This window comes from Maledivibacter sp. (assembly GCA_025210375.1).
Lineage (GTDB): Bacteria > Bacillota > Clostridia > Peptostreptococcales > Caminicellaceae > JAOASB01.
On sequence record JAOASB010000029.1, the window covers coordinates 149,179 to 169,654 of the forward strand.

Consider the following 20,476-nt stretch of genomic DNA (forward strand, 5'->3'; position numbering starts at 1 on the left):
CTACAATTCTCCTTTAAATTCATTTAATTTTCCGTTTTTTAATAAAATCACTCTATCTGCCACATCTAGGTTATTAAAATCATGTTCTATCATTACTATGGTTTTTCCATCATCCTTCAATCTTCTTATAACCCTTTTTATTATTCCTTTTCCCCTATCATCTATTTGTGCCATGGCTTCATCGAAAACTAAAATATTGGGTTCTAGGCTCAATACTCCTGCAAGGGCGATGAGTTGCTTCTCTCCTCCTGAAAGATTATTAGGATTATGGTACCTATATTTCTCCATTCCCGTAAGCTTTAGAACCTCATCAATCCTTACTGCAATCTCTTCCCTTGGAATACAGAGATTCTCTGGCCCAAAGGCAATCTCATCCTCAACAGTGGGAGAAAACAATTGGGTATCAGGGTCTTGAAAAACTACACCAATTATGGTTGCAAGCTTTGCCATATTCATATCCCTAACATTTTCTCCAAAAATTTTAACATTCCCCTGTAGATTCCCTTTGAATGTATTTGGAATGATACCGTTTAATGTGTAGCATAATGTGCTTTTACCATTGCCACTTAATCCCACTATAGCTAGAACTTCTCCCCTTTGTATATTAAGATTAATGCCATTAAGTATGTAGTCACTTTGTCCCTTATATTTAAAGTAAAGATTATCTATTTCAATAGCGGGTATCACTTAACATCTGCCTCCACTGCAAACTTGCACCAATGTTGACTAATTTTATCCTTGCTTATAATCATTTGATAGGGTCCCTTTCCACCATCTTCCCTATTCCCTATGGATTTACCTTCTCTCATATAAGCTAAATACACATTATCGTCCTCAAGTATTTTATCAATTTCAACTGCAACCGTATAACCATCAATAGCTGTTACAACCAAAGTAGATTTTTCCTTAATGTCTACACCATACTTTTCAAATAAGTTCTTAAGTGGAACCCCAGTATAAGTATAACGGATAGGCTCTTTTCCATTTGTCTTAAGATTTGCACTGAATTCCGTTTCTCCAAGTGTTCTTATTTCCTTCATATTTAGTTTTGCTATCTCCTTACCATTTTCCTTAATAACAAACTCAGCGTTTTCCTGCAATTCCTTTTTAACTTCTACGGTTTTTAGATTCATATATGCTGTACTGCCAACTATTACAGCTAAAATTATAATTACCAAGGTTATTTTTCTATTCATCATTCCCCGCCTCCCTCAAGATCAAAATAAGGTACAGTCATATCTTCATATCTGAACATTCCATGGGTTCCTCCCTTGGGTGTGGAGTGCATTCCATGGTCAGAGGTTATTATTATCCTCCCATTCCACCTAGTAGATAATTCTCTCACATATTCATCAACTATTTTTAGGGTATCCATTGTTTCCTTTGCAAAGTCCCCCTTTTCATGGCCCATATCGTCTATACTGTGAAAATGAACTAATGCTAAATCAAGCTCTTCCTTCAATTCCTTTAATGAAGTCTCAAATACTTCGTCGTCCTTTGTTCCGTTTTTATTTCTATCGATATTTAAAATTGGTTCTATTTCCGTATTTAAAATCTTTATATCCGCTTCAATAAGTACTGCTTTCTTATCCTTCTTCTGTGCAAACCCGAATATGGATTCTGTTTTCAGCTCCTTATACTTTCTATCATATACTCCATTTATATTTGGAGGTTGTCCAGTGATCATTGCGGCAAACCCTGCATTTGTAACTGGCTTAAATACCGTTGTTGCCATCTTAGGCTTCTCTAGGCTTCCCATAAAGGGGATGTAGCCCTTTGATAAAGCATATTCATATTGATGGTACCCAAAACCGTCTAAGAAAAGTATTAAAACCTTTTCCCCATTTTCAATATAATGTAGGGCATCATAATAGGTATTCATTATACTATCCGCTGGTATCTCAGTCATGATACCCTTTATGCCATGAATTTGTTTTCTATTATCTGGATCAATATAATGAATCCTATTACCAATTAATTCAAGGTATCCTTCACTATCAATCCTTTCATAAGCACCGTTTTCTCCCATCATTAAAAATGGCCCCTCATTTGAATTGACAATTTCTTTTATTGGAAGCAGTTTTTTCTGCTTATATAGTCTTACATCATATTCTCTTCCGCCTTCGGCTTTAGTTGACTTGCCATCAAAGTATGGATATAAAGTAAGCTCTTTAAGATATAACTGTCCCGGAGTAATATTTATAAGATTTTCTCTTGTGGTAATGACATTGAACCCATAATCCCAAGAATTATCCTTTGAAACAACTACTATTTCTTTCATTCCCTTTATTCTACTGTTAATTGGATGATTTTCTGTTATAGATTCCCAACCATTTTTATCAGAAAACTTCAGGTAACAATCATCCATATTTTTACTTGCTATTTGGGCAAATAAACCATCCTCACCCACCAAAAGTATATCGTAGCTTTTAGCAGCAGGCTTTGCCATATATATAAGCTCCTTAAGGGGAATAAGCCTTTGATTTAAAGCCTCTTCCTTTGCCCCTGTGGATTTGAAATCCGCTACTGAAACCACCTCGTTTACATCCCCTATTACGGCAAGCCCAGGAATATATGTAGATACTTCTTCTAAGCTAGGTGTTGTCATTCTTCCAATTAAAGCCCCTAATATCAAGGAAGCCGCACCTATGATTAGCAGCATCGTAAAAGGAATAGATGGTTTTAAATTTTTATTCATGGGTCTACCTCCCTATCCTTCTATTTCCAACAAATTAAATTTTCCAAGTCCCTTAATAATGTTGTAGGCAATTATACCTCCAATTCCCCCCGATAGTGCTGCACTGCTTAATGACAATATTAAAGGAATAAGTGGAAGTCTAAAAAAAACTATGTTTGACAAAAAGGTTCCACTAATGTTGGCAGCTATTCCAGCTAGAAAGCAGTCTAATATTCTATTTCCTTTACCTCTTATAATAAATAGTAAGATATCTACCATAAAGCCCGGTAATGTATAGGTTGCTATACTCAATATTCCATGGGTACCATAAAGCCCAGTTACTATTATCATTATGGCTTGAACAAATGCTATCAAAGTGGCACTGCCTCTTTTCCCTACAAGCCCAGCCCCAAGTACTATCCACATCATGTAAAATCCTCCGGCAATGGCTCCTCCAGGTATATATAATGGTCCCGTTATAATATGAGCCAGTGGTACAACCACTGGCTTTGTTGCTATTCCTAATGCCGCCATCATAGCTATTATGATGAGTTCAAATACAGAGAAACCACTAAGAAATTTACCCATAGTTTTTATCTCCTCTATTATTTAATAACTTTTATTTTAGCGACTCCCTTTATCCACCAATTTGAACCTTTACCGTTAATAACTAATTGAACCCTATTATCCTCTTTTAGCGCTTCCCCATCTACCATTACCCCTAGAATAGTACCTTCACTAATTACTAAATCCTTTGTTAATTCCTTACCATATCCATCTACAGCTTCAACTGTAACTGAATTATATTCTCCAGCCCCTAATTGCTCTAGTACTTCCTTAAGTCCATATCCCTTCCATGTTTGTTCCTTTTCACTTCCATCTTTTTTCTTCATCGTAGCTTTAATCTCTTTGACTCCAATTTCCTCTGCATCTAGATCGGTAAAGCTTATTGCTTCATCCTTAATGCCTGCTACACTTATAGTCCACACCGCTTCCTGAGTCGTAGCATTCTCCTCCACCTTACATCCTACAAAAACAGTTAACATTAAAGCTAGAATTAAAACAAAACCCATTATTTTTTTCATTTTCATCTTAAGTCCCCCTAATTATAGAATATGATCTATTTCTTAGCTTCTATTTTAATAATTCCTTTTATTTTAGTATTTTTAGGCATTCCCTCAAACATTAAAGTAAATCCACCCTTATTTCTTGGATATACTAACCCCTTTTCTATATGGTCAGCGGATATTTCAGTCTCATATCCATCCTCAGCTATACATAAATACTTGTCTCCACTATTAAGTCCTGCTTCTTTAAATAGGCTTTTTAGTGATACTCCTTTTTTATCTTCAACTGCTTTGTTTTCAAATGCATTTAATGCTTGAGTCAGTGAAACATATATAGTATCTCCATATGTTAAAAGGAGAATATTTTTTACATGCATTCCCTTGGGAAGCTCCGGTGATAGAAATAAGGGAATATCTTTACCAGTTACTTTAATATATCCAGACTTTAATACCTCTATGTCTTCATGCTTTTCTAATCCATCTACAGCCTTTAAGGATGCTCCTTTTTTATCAGTAACCCCACTGAATGCATTAAATAAGTCAACCACTTTTATAGCTTTGTCCGTACTTTCATAATAGGTATAATCCTCTTGCTGTAAACTAGAAGCTGCTGTCTCTATAAATACTATCTTATTTATAGTACTTTGTTCTTCCTCAAGAAGCTCGATTCCAACAAGATTTTTTACCCAATACATGGATCTTTCATCGGGTATAGCCGACATTAATGGTAAGGCTTTTTCATCTAAGGGTTTATCCTCCACTTCATAGGCTAAAACCACATCTCTTTTTTGGAGTATTTCCTTAGGAACTACTATGGAATAACTATCACCAGCTATAAACCGAATGCCCCCATAATTTTTTTGAGAGGCTCCATAAAGCTCCAGCAACCCCTCAAGAGAAATCCCCGTTACCTTTTTCTTTTTGATTTCTCCACTCGATGTGATAGACTCCATTTCCTCTATTACTGGGGCTAGCTCCTTGAGTTTTTCAACGCTTATCTTCTTATCTCCATCCTTAAATCCTTTAATAGATATTTCTACTACTTCCTTCATTTCATTATTTTGATTACCTTCACTGGTTTTTATGGCCTTATTAGTGCATGATACGGAAAATATTAGTAAAAGAATGAGCGTAAGTAGTCCCACTTTTTTTATCAAATTATTCATTTATTACTCCCCCTGATCCTTTGATAATTATCCATACAAAGATTAACCCCTTTAATAACGGTCTCACTGGTAATTGTTGCCCCAGTTATAGCCACAATTTCTTTTTCTTCTTTACTAGACATTTTTACCATCCTTAGTGGAGTAGCCACAGACTTTTCTTTAAATCTCTCTAAAAACCATTCTTCAGTTAACAAGCCTCCATAATCCTTAGATTCCCTATGTTCTAAGACTTGTATATGTCTAATTTTTTCTGTTTTACAATTAATTGTAACCATAATCTTTATTTCATCCACATATCCTTTTACTTTAACCAATTGAATTAATTCTTCGGTTTTGTCATCTATTACTTTATAAACCCCATAAACATTCTTATTCTCATATTCGTCCAAATTTTTTACTGTCTGATTTTCTTTAGTTACTGCTTGTACATCTTTATCTATCTTTGCACCACAAGATGATAGTAAAATAGTAATCATGAAACAAATAATTAGTTTAATTCTTATGACATCTCCTCCTCTTTAATCTACCAATGGTAGTTACAGCTATTGGTAGTTCTAAGTTTTCAAGTGATTCTCCGATGAAAAAGAATTTCTTAAAGCCATTAATAGATAGACAAAAAATAAATACAACTACTATCCCTTGATGGAAGAAGTTGTATTATGATCTCTTCTTTGAAACATTAAACCCAAATATTCACATTCTCCTTTCCACCCTGGGAGGCATAGCCGTTTCCAGTTACACCCTATTGGCTTATCAGCCCTAAGTATGAAACCCTATAGGCCAAACAGCTCGGAGAAATATTCCATTTGAGTATAATATTACATTATTGTTAGTATAATGTCAATGTAAATGTTAACTTTATGTTAATGATTTGAATTTTTTTTCATTTAATCAATTTATAACAAAATTTTCATGCAATCATAATATATATTATATTAAATATAATTATAACAATAGAGCAAATTGCATAATTACCTTCTGCAAAAACTATCTACTATATATAGTTAAAAAACCTTAAGAACTATAACATCAAATATGCTTATATCTTAAGCAATTAAATATAGGATGATATTCGCATATCAGGCTTAGCCAAGTAAGAGTTATGCAATTTCCTCAATATATTAATTTCCAATAAAAATTTATAACTGTTTTCATTACTGAAAAATAGAATAATAGTAGGAAGGTATTAAAAAAAACATCAAAAAGAAAGAAGGTATGCTTGAATGGATAATGTCATAATCAAACCTTCCAGTGGTGGTTTTTTAGTTATTAATCTTACTAAAGTTAATAAGTATGGATTTGAAAAGGCACATACCCATATAAAAAGTAAAATGGTGGCTAGAACTATAAAAACCAACGTAATGTATAACCGATTTCCTAAGACTCGAAATCAATATTTGCTTACAAGCCACATAAGAGTAAGTAACAATGAAAATTATATAAAAAAAATTGAACAATTACTATATACAAGAAAAAATAAGGGTAATCAAAAATATATAAATTGTCAAAAATAATAGATATAAAATCATTTAAGTGTATTTTCAATTTTATTTAGTATGTAAAAGCCTTTATCATTTAAAGTGTTTTGTCTATTGTATAGCATGTCAGTTCCATCAATTTGTCTAAATATACCACCGGCTTCTTCAACTATACATTGCATTGCAGCAGTATCCCATTCCTTTGTTAAACCATAGCGATAATAGACTTCGGCTTCTCCCCTTGCTATTAAGCACCCCTTTAGGGAGCTGCCTGCACTTTTAACTTCTGATATTTTAGAATGATTACGTTCAATAATATATTTCAATTTATCACTGGCATGGGATCTGCTCTTCATCACTCTTATATTTTCAATTTTATCTGAAACTGATATTTTCTTAATACTTGATTCTATTTGATAAAATGCACCTAAACCCTTTGCAGCATAATAAAGCTCCTTTGTAACTGGTATGTATATAACCCCAAGCACAACTCTATTTTTATATGCCAGTGCAATGTTAACAGTAAATTCTCCATTTTTCTTTACAAATTCCTTAGTACCATCTAAGGGATCAACTATAAAGCACCAATCATTATTTAATCTTAATAAATCATCCCTGCACTCCTCTGATAGAATGGCATGGTTTGAAAATTTACTACTGAGTCCATTAATTATTATTTCATTGGATGCCTTATCGGCTATTGTTATTGGAGATTCATCTTCTTTATACTCTACATCAAAGGGATTATTATAGATTTTCATTATAGCTTCTCCAGCACTAACAGCTAATTCTTTAGATATGTCTAGTTCTTTAACGAAATTCATATTATCATCCTTTCACAATGAAATTATACCTGAGGAAATTGCATAACACTTACTTGGGTAAGCCTAATATGCAAATATCATCCTTAATTTAATTACTTAAGATATAAGCATATTTTATGGTATAGCTTTAAGGATTTTAAAACTACATGTAGTAGATGTTTTTTTATATAAGGTAATTATGCAATTTGCTCACCTAACTATAATTTCAAATTACTATAGGGTTTAGATAGTATAGAGAGTTAAAGTTAAAGTTTAACCATAACTTGAACTTCTCAATCTAGATTATTCAACTAATGTGTCATGTGTTAAAGCTTTACATTAATTTTACCATAATATTATGGAGGTCATAATCATGATGAGTGAAAAACTTTATTATCTAAATAACATGACTTTTTCAAACTCAACTATTTCACATATGACATTTGATGAAGTTTTCATCAATATATTAAACTTTATTGAAGCTGAACCCACGGCTAAATATAAATTAGCTATTGGGACAGATTCACAGGTCAAATCCTCAACCCACTTCATATCAGCCATCCATCTTCATAGAGTTGGCTTAGATGGTATAGGTAAGGGGGCATGGGGATGTATAAAGGAATATATAATTCCAAGGAGAGTAAATAGCCTTAGGGAAAAAATTTCAATAGAAACCTCTTTAACCCAAGAGCTACTATTTTTATTTGATTATAATCGGGTATCACAAATACTAGATATCCTAATCCCATATGTGGACAAAGGCGCAAATTTTTCACTGGAAGCCCATATTGATATAGGCAGAAAGGGTGCTACCAGGGAATTAATCAATGAAATGGTTGGCAGATTCTCAGGTATGGACGTAGAAACAAAGATTAAACCCGACTCCTATGCCGCATCCTCATATGCAGACAGATATACAAAATAAATATATATTTAGATTACATAACTCACACATGTATATGTTTTGTTAAATTTAGAATTTTATGATTAGGTTTATTATTAATTATAGATAAATCTCTATAAATTAAAAGGCTACCTAAAAACCTGAATTTCTTCGTCGTTGCCTAGGCCAAGAGATCGCAGCATATCTATATACGCTGCGATCTCTTGCCTTCAGCACGCCTCGAACTTTAGATTTTTAAGTAGCCTTATTCTATAAAAAAATATTAGCTTCCAATAATTCTAAATCCTTCTGGTAGTGGATCTTCCGGGTCTAATACTAATTGAGTGAAACCCATAATATGTGCAGTACCCGATACTTCAGTAAGAACTGCATCATAGTGTCCAACTTTTATTTCTTCGATTATTTTCCCTTCCATAACAGTATCAATAATACTATTATTTACTAGAATATCATCCTTTTTCATTTCTCCTGTATGATAGTGAAGTGCTACTCTACCGCCGGTTCCAGTACCCGTTGGAGATCTGTCGACTTGTCCATCGGCAAAAATACAAACATTCTTTGTTAAAACTTTATCCCCATCCCTTTCTGGCTTTTCAAAGAAAATTGTTCCATAAAGCCAGTTTACTCCCGATGTAGGATGATTAAATTCCATCATTTCCATTACCCTGTGCTTAATTTCCATACCAACCTTAACCAATTGCTCCGTATATTCAGGAATTACTTTTAATCCAACTTTAGCTGCATCAAGATATACGTAAAATGCTCCACAATAAACAACATCTGCTATTATATCACCTATGCCCTCTACATTGACTTTAATATTTTCAGCATAAACAAAGCAAGGGACATTTTGAAATCTTACTCTTTCAACCTCTCCATTTTTCACATCGGCATATGCAGTAATTCTTCCCGCAGGAGCATCGATTTTTACAATGTTTTGTCCTTCCTTGGCTACGATCATTCCAGTCTGGATAGCGACCTTTGTAACGGCAATTATTCCATGGCCACACATGGAACTAAGTCCCTCATTATGGGTAAACAATACACCAAAATCTCCATCTTCAGTAACGGCATCAACTAGGATACAACCATACATGCCACTGTGTCCCCTTGGTTCAAGCATCATTAGCTTTCTTAAGTTATCATAATTTTTTAGCATATAATCTCTTTTTTCAAGGATTGTATTTCCTATAATAGGAGGTAGTCCAGAAGTAACTATTCTTAGTGGTTCTCCTCCAGTATGAGCATCGATACAATCAATTCTATTTTTAAAATGCATCATCTTCAAAACACCCCTTAATTTAAGCCCCTATTATTCATAGAAAATTTAAAACTCTGCTACGTCCTTTTGTTTCTAAGACATTTATCAAATCCTCCACATAGCGTCTAGGTATGCCTTCGAGCTTGATGGACGTCTTAGGAATCAAAACTACTTTCATCCTCTCAAACATTCCATGAATAATTTCGGTTAAAGTATTATTTTTTGCCCTGCATTATTTTCTTGTGCTTTATTATAAATTAATTTAGCAACTACAACATCAAATAAAGCCATACCTACGGATTTATAAAATATGGTTTTATTTGTGATTTCCTTTTTATTTATTAAAAAACTACCCACAGTCTGAATTTGGTCGTCCCTGAGCAAGTTATTACCTAGGGGAAACTTCAAATCTCCAGATTCTTCCTTTGCAAATTCAGTGTCTATGTATACCTCATCTACTAAAGAGAATAATGCGTCGGGATACTCTCTCATATTAGGCTTATAGGAACCTATCCCAATAAAGGTCTTTCCCTTTAGAAGCTCTGGAGCATCAGGTAATACAGGCTTGTCGGATGTTGTGGTCGTGATAACAACCTCTGATTCCTTTAGTAAAGACTCAATTGAATCAGAGATTTCTATACTTACATCTGGAAGCAATCCCTGTAGTTCATCTACAAAGAATCTAAGCTTTTCTGGGAAGATATCAAAAATATTTATCTTTTCAATTTTTCTTGACTTGCATACAAATAGTAGTTGATAAAATCCTTGTACTCCAGCACCTACCAAACCCACCGTTTTTGCAGTTTTAGGAGCAAAATGTCTTACTCCAACTCCTCCTACAGCTCCAGTTCTAAGTGCAGTTAGTATCTTTCCATCCATCAATCCCAACGGCTGACCAGTCTCATGATCATTTAAAAGCATCAAACCATCTATCACAGGCTTATTTTTGCTTCTATTTTGCGGAAAAAGTGTAAGTATTTTTGTTCCAAACATATCATCTAGAAAACAGGGCATATATAGAAGTGTATTGTCCCCATGATTAACATGTATACGATTAGGCATGTCAAAGTTTTTACTTTCATAAATACGAAAGGATTCTTCGATCCCATCCATTATCTCATCATATGAAACTAAACCTAAGATGTCTTCCTTATTTAAATATATCACTTGCATCCCCCCTTTTAATAAAACTATTTACCGACTCGGTTTTAAAATCCATGGACCTCAATTCATTATGGTAGATTCAGCGTCCCATCCTTCGTTTACTAAAAGTTCCTTTGTATTTAAATGTTATTTATAATGTCCATAGCCTAATTATATTCTTTATTTTCAAAAAAGTCTATAAAATCCAAAGCTCGTGGCTATATCATGAGGTATCTAAAATCGAAAATAAATTCATTCATTCTCATCTTTCTAACAATATAAAAAGTCGATCTAGGCTAATACCACCACAGGTCGACTTTTTTTGTATTTTAGGCTTATTCAATACCTACTGCTTTATCTATATCAAATAAATATATATAGCTTTCCTTAACTATTTTCCCAGATATTCTTTCAAGTGCTTCCTTATATAGCTCCATCTGGGCTCTGTATCTTTCTACAATACCTTCAACATTACCATCAAATACATTTCCAGTTTTATAGTCAACTAGCACTAGCTCCCTATCTTCTTCAAAATAGCAGTCAATAATCCCCTGTATAAGAAGCTCTTCCGTGCAATCATCTAAATCTTCAATAACCTCAGAAGCCAATTTTTTTAAAATAAAAGGTGCTTCCCTATAAACATTATTAGACTGTAATATTCTATTCCCTATGCCGCTTTCAAAAAATTTAAGTATTTTTTTGGGGTCAACCACTTCAGCTTCCTCAGGGGTAAGTAATTCCTTTACAACCATTGAGTCTAACTGCTGTTCAATTTGAGAAATACTCCTTGTATCTTTTAAATCTAAATGCTGCATCACAAAATGTATAATAGTACCCTTTTCAGCCTTTGTAAACACCTTCTTCCCCTCTATAAATCTTGGACTTTTAACTAAAGAAGGTATTTTATATACTATATCTTCAATATTCTTTGCAGATGCCTTCTTGATATCACTAACAGCTAGCTTTGACGGTATTCCTACATCACATTTATGGGGATATTCCCATTTGAACCTCCCTTCTATAAGTTTTTCATATTTCCCATCATTTACAGGAGCAAACTTTTCAAGACTTTGTCTGTACTCCTTATTCATTTCAATTTTTTCAATTTCTTTATAATATATATCCCTTTTATTAACTAAGTTGATGGTCCATCTTGATTCTTCAAGCTCTTCAATCAAAGACCCGTCAAAAATACCATTTTGAGTTCCCCTTAAAAGCTCACCATCCCTATGTTTTACAAGGGTAGAACATATCCAATCTAAATAGGTTTGTCCTTTAACTAGGTTATAAAGGGCCGTACCCCTTAGCCATCTTTTTCTTTCCCTTTCAAATTCCTTTACAGACCCAATAAGTATTAATTTATCTATAGCTCTAGTTAAAGCAACATACAAAACTCTCATTTCCTCAGATAAATTCTCGACCTTCATCTTCCTTTTTATGGCCAATTGTGGAAGGGTCTGGCTATATACCCTTTTATCTATATCAATAAACTTTGGACCTAATCCCAAATCTTTATGCAGCAATATATCCTGCTGGATATCCTTTAGATTAAATCTTTTTCCCATACCACTGCATATAACTACGGGGAATTCAAGACCTTTGCTTTTATGTATACTCATTATTCTAACAACATTTTCATTTTCTCCTAGGATTTTAGCACTACCCATATCTCCTTTACTCTTAGTGAGCTTATCTATAAATCTTAGGAAAAGAAATAGACCATTAATGGCACTCTTTTCAAATTGACTTGCCCTATCTACCAATATCCTTAAATTGGCTTGTCTTTGCATACCTCCTGGCATAGCCCCAACATAATGATAATATCCAGTTTCTATAAGAAGCTTCCATATAAATTCATCTAACTTTAAATATCTTGCCTCAATAGACCATCTCTCCAAATTTTCCAGAAAAGCTTGTAGCTTTACCTTTAGTTCATTATCACTATTTGATACATAATTTTCGATGGCTTTATAATAGCTTCCCTCCATATAATTTAGCCTTAATCCAATTAATTCCTCTATTTCAAAGCCTCCTATTGGAGATCTCATAACGCTAAGCAGGGGTATATCCTGTCTTTTATTGTCTATGAGTCTAAGCAGATCTAGAAACATATTTATTTCAATGGTATCAAAATAGCCCGAATTATCGTCGGTATATACGGGAATACCTTCTTTAGTAAATACCTCCATAAATACTGGAGCCCACATTTTAGGAGACCTTAACAATATAACTATGTCCTTATACTCAATATTCTTGTATTCTTTTTTCTTTGCATTATAGGTCTTTTTACCAATTAGCTCCTTTATTCTACTTGCGACATACCGTGCTTCTCCTTCTATACTAGACATTTCCTCTAGTTCTTCAGGAACTTCCTCTGTGGATTCGATTAGATTTTCTATAATATTTAATTCTATGTTCGTATCCTCGATATCTTCAAAGTCTAGCCCTTTATATAAATAAACATCCTCTGAATAATCAATTTCTCCTAGATTCTTGGACATAATATTTTTAAACAAATAATTTATTCCATCCAGAATCTGGGGTCTAGTCCTGAAGTTTTGAGATAAATCTATTCTTTGGTTAAGCCCCTTGCCTTCCTTCCCATAGCTTTCATATTTCCCAATAAAAAGGGAAGGGTCTGCCAATCTAAATCTATATATACTTTGTTTAACATCACCGACCATAAATAGATTGTTCTCACCCTTTATACACTCTAAAATCGTTTCCTGCACAATATTACTATCTTGATATTCATCAACAAATATATGTTCAAATTTTTTCCCATATTCCCCTTGAACTTCATCATCTTGTAAAATATCCAAAGCATAGTGTTCTAAGTCATTAAAATCCAAGATTCCCTTATCAAGCTTTTTTTCACTATATTTCTCACCAAATTTAATCACTAAGTTCCCTAAGTATTTCATAGTGGGATAAATCTTATTAATTTCATATAAGTATTCATCAAAGCTCTTAATTAATAGCTTCTCATTTATAGATTTAAGACTTTCCTTATACTTATCTCTCAATTGTTTAACTTCTTTTTGTATATTTTCGTCTACCTCTTGCTTTCTATCACCTCTTATTGTTTTAAGCTTTGAATGCTTTATATCCTTAACCCTTATATAAAATCCTTCAACGCCGGTATTTAAGCTTGTAATAACTCTAGATAAATTTTCCCTGTCATCCAGGAGCGCTTCTGTATACTCCTTTGGTCCACTGGGTCTATTACAAAGCTTAATAGCCTCTGTTATAGCATCCATACCTCCTTGAAGCTCAATTCCAAGACTATCCTTTATAGTTTGAATCCACGAACTCTTTTCAAACTCTTCCATAGATATATTAAACTTTTCTATATTTGATTCAAGCCATTCTTGAGGATAGGGCTTACTTTGAATAAATCCATAAATCTTGAGTATTAATTCTTGAAGCTTAATATCTTCTCTATTACTTCCAAAGCCTTCTACTAATTGTATAAAGTATTCCTTTGCCTCTTTATATTCTTCTTCAAGAAGCTCCTCTAGTGCTTCCTGAATTAAAATACTGGTCTCAGTCATATCCCCTATTCTAAAGGAGGGGTCTATATCTACTAAATGAAAATTTTTTCTTACAACATCAATACAAAAAGAGTGTAGAGTCGTGATATAGGACCTTCCTAGTAATGTGATTTGTCTTCTCAAGTGTTCTTCATATTCAGAACCCTTTTCTATCTCTTTAACGATGGCATCAAGTATCCTCTCCCTCATTTCTCCTGCAGCAGCATTGGTAAAGGTTACTATTAACAATCTATTTATATCAATCATATCCTCTGTAATAAGCTTTACAATTCTTTCAACCAAAACAGCTGTTTTCCCGGAACCTGCAGCGGCTGATACCAGAAGATTTTTCCCTCTGACTTTTATGGCTTTTTCTTGGTCCTTTGTCCATTTAGGCATCCCTATCACCTCTATCCTCGCCCTCTATTTTTCTCAAAACCTCTTCATCCCTTAGCTTTCTTATGACCCTAAAATCATTATTTTGAAGATTCCTGTCAAACTGACATATGGAGCCATATTGACAGTAACTACAGGAAATATTATTGTCAATCTTGCAGGGCTCTATATTAACATTTCCCCTAAGTATCTCTCCTGCTATTTCGACAACAAGGTTTCTAACATGTTTTATGAGGCTGTAAAGCTTTTCTTCCTCTAGCACCGATGAGCTTTTACTAAAGTCTCCATCCTTCTTTAAATTAGCGGGAATAACCAAGGATTGCTTGGCATTTTCTATATCTTTATCCATAGCCTTTGCTATCTTAATATCCTTAGCAAGAATACCATCTAGCCTAAGTTTTTTCATTATTTCCTTTTCAATTACTTCTACATCATTTTCATTGGATTCTATCATGGGATCATCTAATTTAAAGTAAAACACTCCACCGGGATGGGCAGCATCCATTTTCAACTTATCCTTATTTTCAAGTACCGCATCAAGATAAACGATAAGCTGTATTTGCAGCCCATAATATACATCGGACAAGCTGAACCTCTTATTTCCAGATTTATAATCTATTATTTTTACATAGCTTCCATCTTCGTTTTTAAGCAGGTCTATCCTATCGATTCTACCCTCTAGCTTAATCTCTTCACCGTCTGGAAGCTCAATAATAATAGGGGGTATCATGCTGAAAGCCCCTTCTCCAAATTCAAGCTCATATAGGGAAGGAATGAAGTCTCCCCTCTTAACATGTTCAGTTAATGTCCACGCAGCTCTTTTACTCACTCTTTTCAATTTATTTACAAGATATTTATATCTATAGGTGCTTTCAAGTATATTGTAACTAAAGTTTGGGGCTATATCATCTATAATGCTTTCCACAATTTCATCACATTTCCTTTTATCTATCTCTTTCCAGTTCAAATTTTCAAAGGACAGCTTCTTTGAGAAATTTTCCATGGATTCATGGAAGAGTTTTCCTATATCCGGTATATTTATCTTGTATTCCTTTCTTTCTCGGGGCTTAAGACCATAATTTATAAAGTGGGCAAAGGGACAATTCACGAACTTCTCCAGTCTTGAAATACTAGATTTCAAAGGAGCATTATAAAGATTTCTTGCCCTTTCCTCTCCAATATAACCCTCTTGATTATTATGAAACAGTCCTTCTATCATCATGGTACGCCTCTTATCCCATTCTTCATTTCTATAATACCACTGGTAGACCTCATCCCATAGCTCAGATACAGGATTCTCATCTATCTTAAGTCTTAGATTCTCTATCATATACTTAAATGTGGGAATAGGTACAGAAACCAGACTAAGCTGTCTTTCCTCGTCTAGCCCTACATCCCCCTTTACTATATCACTTTTTGTTTTTAGTCTAGGATAAATCTTCTTGATTTTATCCATTAAAATAGAAGGCCTTAAGGCTTTTCCCTCACTATCCGATAAAGGATAGCTCATCCATAAATATTCAGTGGGCTTTGCTAGGGATGTATAGATAGCAAATTCTTCCTCCTTAAGTCTGGTTTCACTATCGGATAGAAGTCGTATGCCCTTCTCTTTAATCAATAGCTTTTCCTCATCCATTAGTAGACCATCATCCCCCTGTGCAGATGGCAAAATCCCATCATTTACACCTACAACAAAAAGGGCCTTTATATTGTGACTCCTAGATCTATCAAGATTTCCAACTAGAACCTGATCTATTGTTGGTGGTATAATACCTACTTTATACTGGGAAAAACCAGCCTCTAGAGTTCTCTTGTATTCCTTTAGATTTACCTCCATATCACCTAATATCTCGACCAACTGATTTAGTACTTCCATGATTATATTCCATATCTGGGCATATTCGTTTACGTATTCTAACCTATTCTTTTCCCTCAGCACTTCTATCCATAAATCGAGTTTCTCTTCAATACCTAAAAGGACTAAAAACTCAAATAAATATTCACTAAATTCAGATACTGATCTTTTTCCCTTTAATTTATCTTTTATGGTCATGAAGGGAGTTATGAACTTTTTACGTATTTCATCGATTTCATTTAACTCCTCTGGATCTACATCCTTGTATTCAAAATCATTAAACCATCTGTTACCCTCAATACCATACCTGAGTACAAAGTTTTCAAGTTTCTCTGCTTCCTCCTTATTCAATGCACAAAAACCGGTCTTCACAAATCTGAAAATATCATCATATCTATAATTCCTGCTGAGTATATCTATGGCCGATAATATGAGCTTAACTATTGGATTATTCATTATACTTCTTTTTTCATCTATAAAAAATGGAATTCCATACTCGGCAAAAACCCTTTTTATCGTTAGTCCATAGGTTTCCATGGAACCATTTACCAAAGCAATATCCTTCCATCTATAACCCTTATCCCTTACTAATGAAATTATTTTACAAGCGGTATATTCGATTTCTGTATATTGATTTGTACCGGAAAAAATCTCAATACACTCCACTGCTTTATCGTATTTGTTATAGGGGAAGCCATAGACTTCTCTCTCAAGGTGTTTAAGCTCTGGGGGCTTAATTGCTTCTTGTTTTAATATGGTTTGAGTCTCTTTTATTCCATGGCTGTGGGCCATTTCTCTAATCTTGCCAAAGGTTTCATCGGTTGGAGTGAACAAGCCTTTATCCTTGGCTTTTATATCATCGTTCCTGGTCAAGGCTATATTTACCTTTTCTGTTTTAAGAAATAGCTTTTCCAATACCCTATATTCCTGAACTGTAAAACCACTAAATCCATCTATCCAAACCTCAGCTCCATCTAAGAATTTGGCTTCATCAATCTTATCAATAAGCATACTGAGTTTATCTTCTTCATCGGTATACCTTCCATCCATATATTCATTGAATTTCTCATACATCAAACTAATATCCTTAAGCTTTCTTGTAAGCATACTTTCCTCTTCAAAGGATTCAAGGACTTCCTTAAGCACCTCGGGATATATGTCATTTCTTTTGAATTCAGTAATCAGACCACAAAAATTTGACAAAAATCCTTCCTGCTTGCTCGCCTTGCGATAAACCTCAAGTTCCCTAGAAAATTTGTCAAATAGTCTTTTCAATACCATTATCTTCCCAAGCTCATTTATATCTATCTTCTTTAATCCTCCTACTTCATCAAAAACCTTATGGGCAAGTCTATCAAAGCTTATAACCTCTACCCTCATTATCCCCGATAGCTCATTTGTAGTTATAAGATCATATTCTGTTTGCAAAGTAAATTGCTCTGGTACTAATAAAAAAAGCTTGTTTGCCTTCGCTTTTTGTAATTTATATTTTATTTCTTCAAATATCCTTTTAGTCTTTCCGCTCCCGGCTCTTCCTAATATATATCTTATTTTCATAAAATCACCCCATGAACAAAGACGACCAAAGTCGCTTTGTAGTTCTAAGTTCTATGTTCCAAGTGTGTCCGTCATTCTTTCGGGTATTTTTCTATTGTAAAATTCTAACCTACTAGCCTTCAACCTTCAACATCTATTTATAGAGCAAATTGCATAATTACTTTCCATAAGAACCCTCTACTACATTTAGTTTTAAAATCCCTAAAGCTATACCATCAAATATGCTTATATCTTAAGCAATTAAATCAAGGATGATATTCGTATATTAGGTTTAGCCAAGTAAGAGTTATGCAATTTCCTTTATATTTACGATTATATACAATTTCTATATTAATTCTACTAATCCTCTATGGTATTAATGGAATTTTTTTGTGAAGGAAAAAAACTTTTTATTTCTTTTTATCAGTTTTTGTCTGAAAATTACTTTAAATTCTGATTTTTCTTTGATAGAATAGTTAAATAATATAGTATTTCTATTAAAGATTATTTGTCAATCTGATTGGAAAACATATATAGAGAGTTTAGGGTAAATCTTGATTTATGCATATTAAAATATCCCATATTTCTGGGGATTTTGGATATTTATAAATTAAAGTTTTGACTGGAAGCTCTATATGATAAGGGGAGTGTTGAAATGAATCTAGACTTTATCAAAAAACAAGATCCTGAGGTTTATGAAAGCATAAAACTCGAAATGGAACGTCAATCTAATAAAATTGAAATGATAGCTTCAGAAAATTTTACTAGTAAAGCTGTTATGGAAGCCATGGGCTCTCAGCTTACTAATAAATATGCAGAAGGCTATCCTAGTAAAAGATACTATGGTGGATGTGAATATGTAGATATTACTGAAAATCTAGCTAGAGAAAGAATGAAGGAAATATTTGGTGCTGACCATGCAAACGTACAACCCCATTCTGGATCTCAGGCAAATATGGCAGTTTATTTCTCTGTTTTACAGCCCGGAGATAAGGTTTTAGGAATGGATTTGTCCCATGGTGGACATTTAACCCACGGTAGCCCAGTAAATTTTTCGGGCAAGCTATACGAAATTATTTCCTATGGTGTCAACGATGAAGGATACATAGATTATGATGAAGTAAGGGAGATAGCATTAAAGGAAAAACCACGGATGATAGTTGCAGGTGCAAGTGCATATTCTAGAACAATTGATTTTTCTAAATTCAGAGAAATTTGCGATGAGATAGATGCATATCTAATGGTTGATATGGCTCATATAGCTGGCTTAATAGCTGCTGATCTACATCCTAATCCAGTGCCCTATGCGGACTTTGTTACTACAACTACCCATAAAACCCTTAGGGGTCCTAGGGGTGGTGCAATCCTTTGTAAGGAAAAATATGCTAAGGCTATAGATAAAAGTATTTTCCCTGGAATACAGGGGGGCCCACTTATGCATATTATAGCTGCAAAGGCTGTATGCTTTAAGGAAGCAATGTCTCAAGAATTTAAGGATTATCAGAAACAAGTTATTAAAAATTCCAAGGCCCTAGCTAAAGCCCTTCAAGAAAGGAATTTCAATCTAGTTTCCGGGGGAACAGATAATCATTTACTTTTAATAGATCTTAGAAACAAAGGCATAACTGGTAAAGTTGCAGAACACCTGTTAGATGAAATAGGTATTACTGTAAATAAAAACACAGTACCAAATGAAACTGAAAGTCCCTTCGTTACTAGTGGTATAAGAATAGGTACTCCTGCCACCACCACTAGGGGCTTCGGAGAAGCTGAAATGATAGAAATAGCTGAAATTATCAACTGTGCCATAAAAAATAAAGATGGTGATTTGACTGAAGCTAAGGATAGAGTTAAATCACTTTGTGATAAATTCCCATTGTATTAAAATATATGGGCATGTCTTAAGGGCTAGTCCCCTTAATTTAGCCTAGGGTGTCTTAGAATGAAGTTCGTCATTCTAAGATACCCTAGGCTTTTTCTTTAAATTGATATAAGCTATAATTGTCATCAAAATTGATATCCCCACAAAACATCCAATAATCCTTGTGGATATATCTATAAAAAATTCAAGGGGAAGCATTTGAATTAATACATCGGTCTGAGGATTTAAAAGCCATAAATCATTTGTAAAAAATAGCTTATGGAAATAAGTAAAATATTTATGAAAATCTATTTTCACTAGAATAAATAATATTATCATTAATATTATTGGTACTATTCCCGCCCATAAAACAGCCCCATATATATCCCTTTTCCTATTTCTAGAATATAAAACTATAGTTATTAAAGCTGCAAATGTAAGTACTAAGCTAATATTTTTAACCCTATGTCCTTTAATAAATAGTTCCTTTACATCTACCATATGCTGCTTCTCTCGCTGTCCAAAGACCTCTGCCAGTTCTCCATTGATTACAGCCTTAATATCTAAATTATCTTCATCGTCTTTCATATATGATATTAATTTATTGGCTGTTCTATTAAGATCTTCAAGGCTCATTTTAGTTGCACTTGCAATATCATATTTTTTAAATTCCTCCATATACATATCTTCGTTATAGGAATAATATTGCAAAATAGTAAGTAATATAGCCAACGGTAAAAATATGGCAAATAACATCTTAGATAATTTAATAATCACTTTTCCTATATTCATGTAC

The 20,476-nt window shown here is 33.7% G+C and carries 16 protein-coding genes and 1 riboswitch; of the genes, 3 read left to right on the forward strand and 13 right to left on the reverse strand.

Annotation, left to right across the window (positions count from 1 at the left end):
* From N4A68_10275 to N4A68_10305, 7 genes are read right to left on the reverse strand one after another with little or no spacing between them, the layout of a single operon-like run.
* The gene (locus tag N4A68_10275; GenBank protein MCT4564678.1) at positions 1-687 is read right to left on the reverse strand and encodes an energy-coupling factor ABC transporter ATP-binding protein; all 687 of its coding nucleotides are present in this window, start codon (positions 685-687) and stop codon (positions 1-3) included.
* Positions 684-1,199, reverse strand: a complete 516-nt coding sequence (locus tag N4A68_10280; GenBank protein MCT4564679.1) for a molybdopterin-dependent oxidoreductase — start codon at positions 1,197-1,199, stop codon at positions 684-686. The genes N4A68_10275 and N4A68_10280 overlap by 4 nt, the downstream gene beginning before the upstream one ends.
* Entirely contained in the window at positions 1,196-2,698 is a 1,503-nt protein-coding gene (locus tag N4A68_10285) for an alkaline phosphatase family protein (protein MCT4564680.1), read from the reverse strand. Before N4A68_10285 ends, N4A68_10280 begins: the two co-directional genes overlap by 4 nt.
* Positions 2,699-2,710: 12 nt before the next feature.
* The gene (locus N4A68_10290; GenBank protein MCT4564681.1) at positions 2,711-3,265 is read right to left on the reverse strand and encodes an ECF transporter S component; all 555 of its coding nucleotides are present in this window, start codon (positions 3,263-3,265) and stop codon (positions 2,711-2,713) included.
* Positions 3,266-3,282: 17 nt separating this feature from the next.
* Entirely contained in the window at positions 3,283-3,768 is a 486-nt protein-coding gene (locus tag N4A68_10295) for a molybdopterin-dependent oxidoreductase (GenBank protein ID MCT4564682.1), read from the reverse strand.
* Between the two features lie 29 nt (positions 3,769-3,797).
* The gene (locus tag N4A68_10300) at positions 3,798-4,910 is read right to left on the reverse strand and encodes a molybdopterin-dependent oxidoreductase (GenBank protein MCT4564683.1); all 1,113 of its coding nucleotides are present in this window, start codon (positions 4,908-4,910) and stop codon (positions 3,798-3,800) included.
* On the reverse strand, positions 4,907-5,386 hold the full coding sequence (locus N4A68_10305) for an FMN-binding protein (protein MCT4564684.1): 480 nt from the start codon (positions 5,384-5,386) through the stop codon (positions 4,907-4,909). Before N4A68_10305 ends, N4A68_10300 begins: the two co-directional genes overlap by 4 nt.
* A gap of 208 nt (positions 5,387-5,594) precedes the next feature.
* Positions 5,595-5,717, reverse strand: a riboswitch (molybdenum cofactor riboswitch).
* 416 nt (positions 5,718-6,133) lie between these two features.
* Between N4A68_10305 and N4A68_10310 the strand changes: the two genes are divergently transcribed.
* Positions 6,134-6,424: a hypothetical protein gene (locus tag N4A68_10310; GenBank protein ID MCT4564685.1), complete on the forward strand. Its 291-nt coding sequence runs from the start codon at positions 6,134-6,136 to the stop codon at positions 6,422-6,424.
* An 11-nt stretch (positions 6,425-6,435) separates the two neighbouring features.
* On the opposite strand, the gene cysQ is transcribed toward N4A68_10310, so the two are convergent.
* Entirely contained in the window at positions 6,436-7,212 is a 777-nt protein-coding gene (gene cysQ, locus N4A68_10315) for a 3'(2'),5'-bisphosphate nucleotidase CysQ (GenBank protein ID MCT4564686.1), read from the reverse strand.
* Positions 7,213-7,564: 352 nt separating this feature from the next.
* Here cysQ and N4A68_10320 point away from each other — a divergent pair, with 352 nt between their 5' ends.
* Positions 7,565-8,116 (forward strand): ribonuclease H-like YkuK family protein, encoded by a 552-nt coding sequence (locus N4A68_10320; GenBank protein MCT4564687.1) that lies wholly within the window; start codon positions 7,565-7,567, stop codon positions 8,114-8,116.
* Between the two features lie 241 nt (positions 8,117-8,357).
* Here the strand turns inward: N4A68_10320 and N4A68_10325 are convergent, their stop codons facing one another.
* The 4 genes from N4A68_10325 to addB form a co-directional block, all read right to left on the reverse strand.
* Positions 8,358-9,377, reverse strand: coding sequence for a proline racemase family protein (locus tag N4A68_10325; GenBank protein ID MCT4564688.1), 1,020 nt, complete (start codon positions 9,375-9,377; stop codon positions 8,358-8,360).
* Positions 9,378-9,563: 186 nt separating this feature from the next.
* Entirely contained in the window at positions 9,564-10,523 is a 960-nt protein-coding gene (locus tag N4A68_10330) for an ornithine cyclodeaminase family protein (GenBank protein MCT4564689.1), read from the reverse strand.
* A gap of 311 nt (positions 10,524-10,834) precedes the next feature.
* Positions 10,835-14,431: a helicase-exonuclease AddAB subunit AddA gene (gene addA / locus N4A68_10335; protein ID MCT4564690.1), complete on the reverse strand. Its 3,597-nt coding sequence runs from the start codon at positions 14,429-14,431 to the stop codon at positions 10,835-10,837.
* Positions 14,424-17,840: a helicase-exonuclease AddAB subunit AddB gene (addB, locus tag N4A68_10340; GenBank protein ID MCT4564691.1), complete on the reverse strand. Its 3,417-nt coding sequence runs from the start codon at positions 17,838-17,840 to the stop codon at positions 14,424-14,426. Before addB ends, addA begins: the two co-directional genes overlap by 8 nt.
* A 634-nt stretch (positions 17,841-18,474) precedes the next feature.
* On the opposite strand from addB, the gene N4A68_10345 reads away from it, so the two are divergent.
* Positions 18,475-19,704 carry a serine hydroxymethyltransferase gene (locus N4A68_10345; GenBank protein ID MCT4564692.1) on the forward strand — a complete coding sequence of 410 codons (1,230 nt, stop codon included), beginning with the start codon at positions 18,475-18,477 and terminating at the stop codon, positions 19,702-19,704.
* 72 nt (positions 19,705-19,776) lie between these two features.
* Here N4A68_10345 and N4A68_10350 read toward each other — a convergent pair whose 3' ends face one another.
* A complete protein-coding gene (locus N4A68_10350) occupies positions 19,777-20,472 on the reverse strand; it encodes a TIGR01906 family membrane protein (GenBank protein MCT4564693.1) in 696 nt (231 codons plus the stop codon).
* Positions 20,473-20,476: the final 4 nt, after the last annotated feature.

Excerpts from the sequence above, each read along its gene's own strand:
- N4A68_10280 (MCT4564679.1), bottom strand. The coding sequence starts at position 1,199 with ATGATGAATAGAAAAATAACCTTGGTAATTATAATTTTAGCTGTAATA.
- N4A68_10285 (MCT4564680.1), bottom strand. The coding sequence starts at position 2,698 with ATGAATAAAAATTTAAAACCATCTATTCCTTTTACGATGCTGCTAATC.
- N4A68_10290 (MCT4564681.1), bottom strand. The coding sequence starts at position 3,265 with ATGGGTAAATTTCTTAGTGGTTTCTCTGTATTTGAACTCATCATAATA.
- N4A68_10295 (MCT4564682.1), bottom strand. The coding sequence starts at position 3,768 with ATGAAAATGAAAAAAATAATGGGTTTTGTTTTAATTCTAGCTTTAATG.
- N4A68_10300 (MCT4564683.1), bottom strand. The coding sequence starts at position 4,910 with ATGAATAATTTGATAAAAAAAGTGGGACTACTTACGCTCATTCTTTTA.
- N4A68_10305 (MCT4564684.1), bottom strand. The coding sequence starts at position 5,386 with ATGATTACTATTTTACTATCATCTTGTGGTGCAAAGATAGATAAAGAT.
- N4A68_10310 (MCT4564685.1), top strand. The coding sequence starts at position 6,134 with ATGGATAATGTCATAATCAAACCTTCCAGTGGTGGTTTTTTAGTTATT.
- cysQ (MCT4564686.1), bottom strand. The coding sequence starts at position 7,212 with ATGAATTTCGTTAAAGAACTAGACATATCTAAAGAATTAGCTGTTAGT.
- N4A68_10320 (MCT4564687.1), top strand. The coding sequence starts at position 7,565 with ATGATGAGTGAAAAACTTTATTATCTAAATAACATGACTTTTTCAAAC.
- N4A68_10325 (MCT4564688.1), bottom strand. The coding sequence starts at position 9,377 with ATGATGCATTTTAAAAATAGAATTGATTGTATCGATGCTCATACTGGA.
- addA (MCT4564690.1), bottom strand. The coding sequence starts at position 14,431 with ATGCCTAAATGGACAAAGGACCAAGAAAAAGCCATAAAAGTCAGAGGG.
- addB (MCT4564691.1), bottom strand. The coding sequence starts at position 17,840 with ATGAAAATAAGATATATATTAGGAAGAGCCGGGAGCGGAAAGACTAAA.
- N4A68_10345 (MCT4564692.1), top strand. The coding sequence starts at position 18,475 with ATGAATCTAGACTTTATCAAAAAACAAGATCCTGAGGTTTATGAAAGC.
- N4A68_10350 (MCT4564693.1), bottom strand. The coding sequence starts at position 20,472 with ATGAATATAGGAAAAGTGATTATTAAATTATCTAAGATGTTATTTGCC.